The sequence below is a fragment of the Amycolatopsis sp. MEPSY49 genome (genome assembly GCF_051337345.1).
GTDB lineage: Bacteria > Actinomycetota > Actinomycetes > Mycobacteriales > Pseudonocardiaceae > Amycolatopsis.
The window spans coordinates 1-1,317 of the sequence record NZ_JBDLYJ010000036.1; the positions used below are offsets into that span (position 1 = coordinate 1).

Sequence of the window (1,317 nt, forward strand, 5' to 3'; positions counted from 1 at the left end):
CTATGGATGTCAAGTGGTGGGTTCGGGGTCGTTTTTGATGATGGTCCGGTAGAGCTCGCGGGCGATGTAGCGTTTGAGGCAGCGGATGATCTCTTTTTTGGTTTTGCCTTCGGCGGTGCGTCGTTCGAGGTAGGCGCGGGTGCGGTTGTCCCAGCGCAGGCGGGTGAGGACGACGCGGTAGAGGGCGGCGTTGGCTTGCCGGTCGCCGCCGCGGTTGAGGCGGTGCCGGGTGGTTTTGCCGGATGAGGCCGGGATCGGGGCGGCGCCGCAGAGCATGGCGAATGCGGCTTCGGAGGTGAGTCGGTCGTGGTTTTCACCGGCGGTGACCAGCAGTTGGCCGGCGACGTCGGTGCCGACACCGGGGACGGCGAGCAGGCGTGGGCTGATGGCGGCGACCAGAGGCTGCAGAAGCTGGTCGAGGTCGGTGATCTCGGTGGTCAGCTGCTGGTGGCGGCGGGCCAGGGACCGCAGGGCGAGCCTGGTCGCGGTGGCCGGTGTGGCGGTGTCGGTCCGGTCGGGGCGCCACGCTGCGCAGGTGGAGATCAGGTGCGGGATTTTCAGGCCGCGTAGCCGGTCGCGCAGCGGGTCGGGGGCGGTGACGATCAGGGCCCTGATCTGGCGTTGGGTGTCGGCGCGCTGGGCGACCGCGCTGCGGCGGGCGACCCGCAGGATGCGCAGTGCCTCGACGCGGCCGTCCCGCTGTTTGGGGGTGCCGGTGCGTTCTGCTGCCAGGGCGGTCTTGGCTGCGGCGATCGCGTCGATCGGGTCGGACTTGCCCTGGAATCGGCGGGTTTTGCGGTGGGGGCGGTCGACCTCGATGACGTCGACCTGTTCCTGGTGCAGTGCTCGGGTCAGTCCGGCGCCGTAGGCTCCGGTGCCTTCGACACCGACCCGCGCCGGCCGCCCGAACGTGCGCATCCAGCCCAGCAACGCGGCGTATCCAGCCGTGTCGGCGGGGAACTGCCGGCTACCCAGGACCCGCCCGACCGGATCGATCACGGCTGCGGTGTGGGTGTCGAGGTGGGTGTCGACTCCGCCGGTGACCTCGGGCAGCTGCGCGGGGTGGGGTGCGATAGTGGGCATTGTCGTCCTGTCGTTGTTGACGTGGGCAGGGCGGCACGCACCAGCCAGGCAACACGGGACAAGACAGAGATGGGGCCTCTGGCCAGGCTCCTATGAAGTCACCAACGCCCGTCCGGTGAGTGCGACGAGCACCTCCCGACCGGGGTCGACACATCTCGACAAAGACCCGAAGTCAGTCATTCACAGGGTCAGACCCCGGCGGGAGGTGCTCACCCACATCCTCTCTGTCATTCA

Annotated in this window: 1 protein-coding gene; it reads right to left on the reverse strand. The window is 68.9% G+C overall.

Going from position 1 to position 1,317, the window contains the following annotated elements:
* Positions 1 to 9: 9 nt before the first annotated feature.
* Positions 10 to 1,083, reverse strand: a complete 1,074-nt coding sequence (locus tag ABFJ78_RS50170; protein ID WP_436394702.1) for an IS110 family transposase — start codon at positions 1,081 to 1,083, stop codon at positions 10 to 12.
* Positions 1,084 to 1,317 lie beyond the last annotated feature (234 nt).

Excerpts from the sequence above, each read along its gene's own strand:
- ABFJ78_RS50170 (WP_436394702.1), bottom strand. The coding sequence starts at position 1,083 with ATGCCCACTATCGCACCCCACCCCGCGCAGCTGCCCGAGGTCACCGGC.